The organism is Mycobacterium sp. NPDC006124, from assembly GCF_040614235.1.
GTDB lineage: Bacteria > Actinomycetota > Actinomycetes > Mycobacteriales > Mycobacteriaceae > Mycobacterium.
The window spans coordinates 1-8,811 of record NZ_JBEXUA010000033.1; the positions used below are offsets into that span (position 1 = coordinate 1).

Below are 8,811 nucleotides of genomic sequence, written 5' to 3' on the forward strand. Positions count from 1 at the left end.
GCCGGTTGACCCCGATCGAATACGAAGCAATCATGACCACACCGGCCAGTCAGGCCGCGTGACCGAAACTGTCACCTAATGGTGCAGCAGACCCGACCGCCTGAACCACCATCTCGAAGAATCACACGACGACGCCGTACACCACGCCCCTGGACTTGACCCCATCATTGACGGCGAGTCCTACCGCATGAAGGACGCTCAAACACCGAAAGGAGACCGCCCAACCAACCTAAGAATCACCGCACGGGGTGGGGACTTCTATCTGGCCACCAGCGGGGACTTCTACTTAGCCATTGACACGGTTCCGCCGCGTGTGGTGCCGGTCGGCACCTCGATGGATACTGGTACGCGTGCGGATTACACACCCGAAAGAGTCGCGGACACGGGCCTCGACAACCTATATGCGCTGCGCCGCGGTCGGCGTGTCCGGAGGCGATACAAAATCGTGGGACCGGGCCAATTGGTAGGGATCAAACCAGCCGCCGAGCGATACCAACTGGCGCACAGGGTCCACACGGACTTCTCCAAGCGGCGAACAAGACGTCGGTTGAATCGCCTCTCGACGTTTACCCGTACCTCGATGGCATTCCGCGGATGAACGGCGAGGATCTTCATCAGCCTGACGATGTGTCGGGCCTGCGACTCGAGCATGTAGACGATCGATCCGGATCCTACGTTCGTGTTGGGACCGTACATCATGAAGAAGTTGGGGAAATCAGGGACGGACATGCCGTAGTACGCATGCGCGCCCCCGGCCCAGACGTCAGACAATGCACGGTTAGAGCGGCCGTAGATCTCCATCGGGGAAAGGAACTCGGTGGCAGTGAAACCGGTTCCATAGATGATGACGTCTGCGGCATGGACCGTTCCATCAACCGTGCGAATTCCGCCGGGTTCGACTGCCTCGATGTCGTTGGTCACCAGGGAAACGTTGCTGCGGGCGATCGCGGGATAGTAGGCGCTGGAAAAGAGGATCCTCTTGCATCCGGGCGCATGATCAGGTGTCAGCTGCGAGCGCAGGGTCTCATCGGGCACTTGACGACGTAGGTGCGCGAGGGCGGCGGCACCAAGGAGTCGGGCGATGGGCTTTGCATCGACGAGTGCCAACGCCAAGAAGTCGAATACCGTCCAGATCGCCAAACGTTCACCGAGCCGCATCATGGGCAACTTTTGCAGCAGTTGGTGATGGCGACGACCATACTGTCGATCAAATTTGGGCAGCACCCATGGTGCTGACCGTTGGAACAGGTCCATGTGCGCAGCGCATTCAGCGACCGCGGGTACGAATTGCACTGCACTTGCGCCAGTGCCGACTACTGCAATCCGCTTGCCGCTGAGATCCAGATCGTGGTCCCAGTTGGCGGAATGAAACGAAGGGCCAGCGAACTCTGGCATGCCCGGAAGGTCGGGGATCGCGGGGCGTGACAGTTGGCCCACGGCCGAAACGACGACATCACACTCCAGTTCTTCCTCGAAAGTCGTGGTCAGACGCCATGTGTTCGAGCGCTCATCGAAAGCCGCCTTGGCGATTTCGGTCTTCGTCCGAAGGAGGGGCAGCAATCCACCGTCGTCGACGACGCGGCGAAGGTAGGCGAGGATGTCACGTTGTTCCGAGTAACGCCGGGCCCAGGTGGGATTAGGCGCCGAGGAGATCGAGTACAACTGCGACGGGACATCACAGGCAGCCCCCGGGTATGTGTTCTCCCGCCAGACTCCCCCGACACCATCGCCCTTTTCAACGATGACGACCCTGTCGAACCCCGCGCGAGTGAGGCGGAGCGCCAAGGTTATTCCGGCGAAGCCGGCGCCGATGATGACGATTGACGGATTGCCAGCCGGTTTCACCTGATGTTGTCCACGTTTCACGGTACTCATCGTTAGCTCATCACAACCTTCGTGCTGGGGCGCCTTGTGGTCAGCCCTGCGCCGAGACGCTGTCAACGGACGGTGGCCGCGGTAGCCAAGAACTCGCCACTGAGCCTGAGGGCCTCTCGCGCTTCAGGCAGTAGGCGAAACATCGCCTGGAAGACATGGATCTGGCCCCGGAAGACTTGCAACTGCGAGGAGACCCCCGCAGCTTGCAAACGGTCGGCGAAGACCCGGGAATCGTCGAGCAACATTTCTCGTCCGCCCACCTGGATCAATGTGGGTGGCATGTCCGTGAGATCGGCGTCGAGCACGCTCACCCTCGGGTCGGCCGGATCGGCGCCCCTCACATAGAGACCCAGTGTGCGTGACGCCGAGATGGCGGACGCAAAGGGGTCTCGTCGGCGTCGATCACGATCGATTGCTAGGTGACACGTCAAATCCAGCACCGGAGACATCAGCAGCATGGCGTCCGGCGCCGGAAGTCGATGTTCCCGAGCACCAATTGCTGTCGCTGCGGCAAGTTGACCGCCGGCGGAGTCTCCGGCGAGCGCCACGGTGCCAGGAGACGCCGTGCTCGAAGACGTTGCGGCCGTGCCCTTCTCGGTCAACCATCGGTAGGCAGTCAAGGCATCTTCGGCGGCCGCCGGGAAGGGATGTCTCGGGGCCAATCGATAGCGGACGGCGAATACCGGTCTGCGAGCGGCCGCGGACAGTTCGCTGATGAGACCGCGGTGGGTCTCGGGAGAGCACATCGAAAACGCGCCGCCGTGGATGTAGAGAATCGGCGGAGCATCCGGCACCACGTTGGCCGCCTTGATCCAATCGCCTCGCACATGTTCACCGGCGAAGAGAGTGTCGACCTTCTCGACACTAATTCCGGGCCGCGGCCGCGACACCACGAGTGTTCCCCGTAGTACGCGGTCCATGACGGCGAGGCCATGTTGGTTGGCGGGAATCACCTGCGTGAGAGGTCGGAGGACGCGACGCGCCGTCGCCGCAACCAGGTGGCTAGCCATGCTCGGATTCGGCCTGGCGGGTGAACTCATCCGGCGGTGTCCACCTTTTGTGGGGCAGCGTCCGCCCTTTTCGCCGGCCGCCGTTCGAAACGGTAGTCGGCCAGGTCGAATCGTCGACTGCGCCAGATCGATTCGACCGTCGTTGTGGGGCGCAGTGGCACGTCGCCGTGCTTGTCGAAGTAATAGCTGTTCGCGCCCGCGCAGCTGTCCTGCCAGAAGACCTGCGTATGCCGCCGTGCCAGCATCTCCGCGAAGAAGCGTTGATTCGCCTCCTCGCGGACCTCGACGTAGTTCGAGTCGGCCATCCGGGCATGCCGGAGGCAACGGAGGATATGAGCCGCCTGCGCCTCGATGAGCGCGAAGTAGGACGACCCGTTGTACCCGTACGGGCCAAACACTGAGAAATGGTTCGGGAATCCCGGCACGCTGACGCCCTCATATGCCTGGAGCCGGTTTTCATCCCACCACTGCGCTTGGTCTCGGCCGGCGAGGCCTCTGAGCGAGTAGGTGGGCATGCTGTCCGATTCCATGACCTTGAATCCCGTTGCCAGGACGAGCACGTCGATCTCGTGTCTGACGCCATCAGCCGTAATCACCGCAGTTTCATCCACCCGGGTGATGGGGTTCGTTTCAAGACGGACGTTGTCGCGGTTGAACGTCTTCAGATATTCATTGTGAAAGCTTGGTCGCTTGCAGCCCAGCGCGTAACGCGGCGTCAGCTTGTCCCGAACGACCGGGTCGGTGACCTGCCGACGCATATAGCTGATCGCTGCACGCTCGATCGCGGAGGCCAGCGGTATCGCGGTGTGAAAGTGCGCTGCGACGGGGAAGGTGAGTTCGACAAATGCCTGGCTGGCTCCCCGCGCAGCGATCTGCGCCCCAGGTGCGAGCCGGAGAAGAGCACTCAGCGGGCGGGGCACCGCGAAGTCGAGTTTCGGCAGGCACCAGATCGGTGTGCGCTGGAAGACGGTGAGGGTGTCGACGTCCTTGGCTATCGAGGGAATCAGTTGCACCGCAGAGGCGCCCGTTCCAATGACGGCGACCCTCTTTCCCTCGAGGTTTTCCTGGTGGTCCCAACGCGACGTGTGCATCGTGACCCCGCTGAAGTCTCCGACTCCGGGTATGTCCGGTGATTTCGGACGTGTGAGAACCCCCGAGGCATTGATGACGAACCTGGCAGTCAGTTCCTCCTCCGTCGAGGTATACAAACGCCATAGTGTCGATTCCTCGTCGAACTCAGCCCTCACAACCGTGACTCCGAAGCGAATTCGAGACGCAAGTCCATACTTTTCCACACAGTGCTTCGCGTAATCCTTCAATTCACTTCCCGGGGCATAGGTGCGTGACCACGACGAGCGTTTCTCGAAGGAGAACTGGTAGCTATACGACGGAATGTCTACGGCAATTCCAGGGTATGTATTCCAGTACCAAGTTCCTCCCACGCCCTGGGCCTCGTCGAGGACGAGGAAATCCGAGAAACCGTCTTTGAGCAGGCCGATACCCACGCCAATTCCGGAGAATCCAGCACCGATGACGACGACTTCGTGGTCTGGTCCATCGCTATCCGTATGCTCCGCTAGCACCCCATCGATGCTCAAGCCTTGCCCCTTCTCGCTGCAGCTGAACGCTTATTGGCTAATTCCCCAACGCCGATACCCGTCACGTCTACGATGACGCCGTCAGACGGCTCAGTCGTCGCAACGGACGTTCTCCGGCGTTTCGCGATGTTGGCTATATTCGAGCCGCTTGCGGCTTGTTCGCCTGTCAGCTCGTCGCGTCGTGAGGCTGTCGTCGAGTAATCATTCATGTCGACCTTCGACAGCCCACGGGCGAACTGGGTGGCAAATCCGGGGTACATCGTGCCGTTGTATCCATCATTGGTGAGGTACCAACTCTTGCAGCCAGAGTTCCACGTCGTACTTGACAACCGTCGCTGTACCTCACCGTGATAACGATTTTGCCGGTCCTCCCGAACGTCGAAGGTACGGAGGTCATCCTCGATGATCGCGCCGATGGCTTTGACGATGTAGTTGATCTCGGCTTCCATGTACACAAGAGCAGAATTATGACCGGGTCCTGAATTCGGACCGAAGGTGAAGAACAGATTGGGATAGCCCGCGACAGTGACACTCCGGTACGCATAGGCGCCCTCGGACCACTCGTCGGAGAGTTCACGACCATGCGCGCCGCGGATGGGAAAAGGCGTGCCGGCCTTGCATACGTCGAAGCCGGTGGCAAAGACGATGCAATCCACTTCGTGTTCGATGCCATCTGCGGTCCGTATACCATTCGGCGACAGGGTCGCGATCGGCCATGAGACGAGCTTGCAGTTGTCGCGTTGAAGAGCCGGGTAGTAATCGCTGCTCATCAGCATCCGTTTGCAGCCGGCGCGGAAGTTCGGCGTCAGCTGGCGCCTGAGCCAACTATCCGAAACCTGCCTCCGCAAATTCGCCTTCGCCACCAGCTGGATGCCGGTGGTGACAGGGGTATCCCAGACCATTCCGACGGCCATGAGCTCGTGCACCCAGAACCACGCCTGCCGTGCGGCATTCTGCACGAGAGGCGCTCGACGAAACGCCGTGCGCGCCCACTGCGGATGGGAGAAGTCGGGCCGAGGCAGGACCCAGCCGGGGGTGCGTTGGAAGACCTTCACCGAGCGTGCAGTGTTCACCAGTTCGGGGATGATCTGAACAGCGCTGGCGCCGGTGCCGACCACGGCGACACGTTTGCCGCTCATGTCGTAGTCGTGATCCCAACGCGCACTGTGGATCTTGTGACCAAGATAGGTGTCCAGTCCGCGGATGTCAGGCAGGCTCGCATTCGCCAGCGGCCCGCTTGCCATCACTGCGGTGCGCGCCTTGAACTGCGAGCCGTCAGCTGTCTGCGCCGTCCACAGTGCGCTTTCGTCGTCGAACTCCAGACCGGTGACGTTCACTCCGAACCGGATGAAACGCGACAGCGAGTACTTGTCCACCATCGTCTTGATGTAGTCCAGTATCTCAGCGCTGCCGGAATACGCGCGGGACCAGTTCGGATTCTGCTCGAACCCGTAGGAATAGAGCAGCGACGGAATATCGCACGCCGCACCGGGATACGTGTTGTCGCGCCAGGTGCCACCCACCTCGTCGGCGCGTTCGAGTATGACGAAGTCGTCAATACCCTGCTGCAGCAGCCGAATTGCAGTTCCCAGGCCCGCGAAACCCGCACCGACGATCAAAACGGTCGTGGTGCCGCTCATTTAGCCACCGGTTCGTAGGTCAACTCTTCGGTCCACGACGGCGACTTACCGAGCACCTCGGTGGGGAAGTAGTCGATCGCGGTACCTAGTCGCTGCGAGATGTAATGCAATGGCTGAGAACGCTTGATGCTCGCAGACATGTGGGCTTTCAGGATGTGGTAACCCGGCACACGACGCGTGAACTCACTTCGATCCCCCACGTTCTCATACCGCATCACCGCCTTGTACAGCTTCTCCTCCGACAACCCCATGGCGTTGAGATTGGTCAGCATCCTGGTGAGCAGCGGCACGTAGAGGACTCCTCCGAGAAGGATCCTCGGGTCGATGAGCGCCCCCATCGTCTGCATCGCATGAATGCGCATCGGACTGGCGCCGAGGTCGTTGAGGACTTGGAATCCGACCGCCAGGTGCCGCGATTCGTCGTTGTTGACCTTGTTGAAGACCTCAGCGCACAGCGGATCCTGCACCTCGTCGAGCAGGAACTTGAGCAAAGCTCCGTCAAGTGCAGTCTCCAAGGCAGGGATCGCCGCACCGATCACCGTCAGCGGGAGGGCCTCGGCGTAGCGGTCGATCCACTCGATGACCAGCCGAATGTTCTTGTTCGGCACCGGGATTTCCCCCTCCTCGAGCATCCCCCACCGCTGCATGAGGGCCAACTCCGCGTTGGCGTGCCGCTGCTCCTCGGCATGGAAATACCGGTAGATGTCACCGAGGGCCTCGAACGGCGCCTTGGGCGCCATGGCGGCGAAGGCACGTGCACCGACGTGTTCGATCCACACCACGTCCGCCATGAACTGCTTCAGTTCGGGGCGCTGCTCGTCGGTGATCTTGTCGGCGCCCGGCGCATCCCAATCGATGTCGGCCAGCGCCCACTGCCGATCCTTGATCGTCTCGAGCATGTCGATATATTTGAAAGCCATTTCTGCTGTCTCCTTTGTCCTTGTCGGGGAAAATGCTTAGCGAGCGATTCGCTCGACCAGGCCGAGCGCGCGGGTATAAGTCGCAGGCAACGCCCGCTTGACGCGCCAGAGGATCTTGGCGTCGATTTGAGGTAGAACGTGCAGCTGTCCGCGGTCGTTCGCGTCCAAGGTTTTGCGCGCCACCGATTCCGGTGACACGCCTGTCCACTTCATCAAGTTCGTCGCCAGCTTGGCGGCTGACTCCTCGATATGGGGGTTGTCGACGATGTTGGTCTTGACGAATGTCGGGCACAGCACCGTCACGCCCACCCCGGTGCCACTCAACTCGGCCGCCAAGGTCTCGGACAGCGCGAGTACGCCAGATTTGCTGACGTTGTAGGCCCCCATCCGTGGCGCCGCTCCGAAGCTCGCAGCCGACGCGACGTTGATGATCCCCCCGCCGCCCCGCTCACGAAGCCGCGGTACGAAGACCTCGCAGCCATAAATCACACCCCACAAGTTGACGGCGAGCGTCGACTCCCAGTCTCGCCTAGACGTTGCGCCGATGACATTGCCGCCAACTCCGATACCAGCGTTGTTGATCACCAGGCTTGCAGACTCACCGAACCACTTCTCAGCGGCTTCGGCGAGCTCCCGGACTTGCCCTTCCTCAGTGACGTCGCACGCAACGTCGAGACCCTCACCACCCGCTTGGACGACTAAACCGACCGTCTCCTTGGCGCGCACCGGGTCTATGTCGGCACACACCACCCGCCCACCTCTGCGCGCAAGCTCCACTGCGAAGGCCCGCCCAATACCGCTACCCGCACCCGTGACGACCGCGTTGGCCCGACGGCTTCGACGAGGCGAACTACCTGAAAACAACATCAACCCTGATCCCTTCCACATTCGGCCACGCAGAGTTCGGCGACAGCGAGCACTCACCGCGGTCTGGTGGCATGGGCCACAATTGTGGGCGTGTGCCACCAGCTTGGCGCGGGAGCCAGGTTGTTGTCAAGATGTAGTTGTGCGGACGAAGGCAGCGAGGTGGGGAGGTCGTACTGGCGCCGAGCGACGAGCCGAACGTCGGAGGCGCCTGATCGACGCAGCAACGGAGATCTGGGCGGAGAACGGCTGGGCTGCAGTGACAATGCGTGGGGTTTGCGCGAAGACCGCTTTGAACGACCGCTACTTCTACGAGGACTTCAAAACACGCGACGAGCTGCTGGTGGCAGCGTGGGATGGCGTGCGAAACGAGATGCTTGGCGAGGTTTCGTCGACCTTCGCCGAGCGCATCGGTCAACCACCAGTCGAGACAATTCGCGCCGCGATCTCGATCGTTGTTCACGGCATCGCGCAGGATGCAGGCCGAGCCCAAATTCTGCTGACGCAACACGCCGGCAGTTCACCCCTGCAAGATCGACGTGCAGTGGCTTTACAGGAAGCGAGCCAACTCGTCATCGCCGCCAGTCGACCTCACTTGAGACCCGACGCAGATGAAATGGCGCTGCGCATGGACACCTTCGTAGCGGTCGGCGGCTTTGTCGAGCTAATCACCGCCTGGCATGGCAAATTGCTCGACGTCAGTCAAGCTGACATCATTGAACATACGAGCAGGCTTGCCCAGACCCTTGCCGAACGCTATGTCGCAGATCCAATTGACCAGTAGCTGAATCGCCCCGTCGAGCCAGATCGGGACTGTCAGGACAACGGTGGATCTGATCTTGGTCTGACACGCCGAGCGTGGGCGTGGCGGGAAGGACTGAAGATGTCAGAAACACTCGATCCC

The 8,811-nt window shown here is 61.1% G+C and carries 7 protein-coding genes; 1 reads left to right on the forward strand and 6 read right to left on the reverse strand.

Features of this window, described 5'->3' with window-relative positions:
* Positions 1–357: 357 nt before the first annotated feature.
* The 6 genes from ABZ195_RS28440 to ABZ195_RS28465 all read right to left on the reverse strand — a co-directional run bounded on the left by ABZ195_RS28440 (position 358) and on the right by ABZ195_RS28465 (position 7,910).
* Entirely contained in the window at positions 358–1,875 is a 1,518-nt protein-coding gene (locus tag ABZ195_RS28440; RefSeq protein ID WP_355223229.1) for an NAD(P)/FAD-dependent oxidoreductase, read from the reverse strand.
* A 62-nt stretch (positions 1,876–1,937) separates the two neighbouring features.
* Positions 1,938–2,915: an alpha/beta hydrolase gene (locus tag ABZ195_RS28445; RefSeq protein ID WP_355223230.1), complete on the reverse strand. Its 978-nt coding sequence runs from the start codon at positions 2,913–2,915 to the stop codon at positions 1,938–1,940.
* Positions 2,912–4,483: an NAD(P)/FAD-dependent oxidoreductase gene (locus tag ABZ195_RS28450; RefSeq protein WP_355223231.1), complete on the reverse strand. Its 1,572-nt coding sequence runs from the start codon at positions 4,481–4,483 to the stop codon at positions 2,912–2,914. Before ABZ195_RS28450 ends, ABZ195_RS28445 begins: the two co-directional genes overlap by 4 nt.
* The gene (locus ABZ195_RS28455; RefSeq protein WP_355223232.1) at positions 4,480–6,123 is read right to left on the reverse strand and encodes an NAD(P)/FAD-dependent oxidoreductase; all 1,644 of its coding nucleotides are present in this window, start codon (positions 6,121–6,123) and stop codon (positions 4,480–4,482) included. The genes ABZ195_RS28450 and ABZ195_RS28455 overlap by 4 nt, the downstream gene beginning before the upstream one ends.
* A complete protein-coding gene (locus tag ABZ195_RS28460; RefSeq protein WP_355223233.1) occupies positions 6,120–7,043 on the reverse strand; it encodes a ferritin-like domain-containing protein in 924 nt (307 codons plus the stop codon). Before ABZ195_RS28460 ends, ABZ195_RS28455 begins: the two co-directional genes overlap by 4 nt.
* Before the next feature lie 36 nt (positions 7,044–7,079).
* Positions 7,080–7,910 carry an SDR family NAD(P)-dependent oxidoreductase gene (locus tag ABZ195_RS28465; RefSeq protein ID WP_355223234.1) on the reverse strand — a complete coding sequence of 277 codons (831 nt, stop codon included), beginning with the start codon at positions 7,908–7,910 and terminating at the stop codon, positions 7,080–7,082.
* A 139-nt stretch (positions 7,911–8,049) separates the two neighbouring features.
* On the opposite strand from ABZ195_RS28465, the gene ABZ195_RS28470 reads away from it, so the two are divergent.
* Positions 8,050–8,691 (forward strand): TetR/AcrR family transcriptional regulator, encoded by a 642-nt coding sequence (locus ABZ195_RS28470; RefSeq protein WP_355223235.1) that lies wholly within the window; start codon positions 8,050–8,052, stop codon positions 8,689–8,691.
* The last annotated feature ends 120 nt before the right edge of the window (positions 8,692–8,811 follow it).